Consider the following 508-nt stretch of genomic DNA (forward strand, 5'->3'; position numbering starts at 1 on the left):
GCCGGCACGCCCTTCTCCATCGAGATGCTGATGTCGGTCGCCACCGCGGGGGCGCTCGCCATCCACGCCGCCGAGGAGGCCGCCATCGTCGTGCTGCTCTTCACGGTCGGCGAGATGCTGGAGGTCGTGGCGGCGGGCCGGGCGCGCGCCGGGATCAAGGCGCTCGCCGCCCTGGTGCCGAAGACCGCCCGCCTCGTCGACGGGCCCGACGGCGCCATCCGCGAGGTGCCCGCGGCGTCGCTGGCCATCGGGCAGGTCGTCGTCGTGAGGCCGGGCGACCGCGTGCCCGCCGACGGCGTGATCACCGACGGCGCGTCGAGCCTCGACGAGTCCCCCATCACCGGCGAGTCGGTCCCGAAGCCCAAGGAGGTCGGCGACCCGGTCTTCGCGGGCAGCGTCAACGCCGACGGCGCGCTGCAGGTCCGGGTCACCAAGACGGCGGCCGACAACACGGTCGCCCGCATCCTGCACCTCGTCGAGGAGGCGCAGGCGTCGAAGTCGCCCACGG

1 pseudogene is annotated in these 508 nt (G+C 74.8%); it reads left to right on the plus strand.

Features of this window, described 5'->3' with window-relative positions:
* A pseudogene (locus tag AX737_RS08900) lies at positions 1-508 on the plus strand (heavy metal translocating P-type ATPase); the annotation flags it as partial.

Source organism: Methylobacterium sp. CCH5-D2, assembly GCF_001556475.1.
Classification (GTDB): Bacteria; Pseudomonadota; Alphaproteobacteria; order Rhizobiales; family Beijerinckiaceae; genus Methylobacterium; species Methylobacterium hispanicum.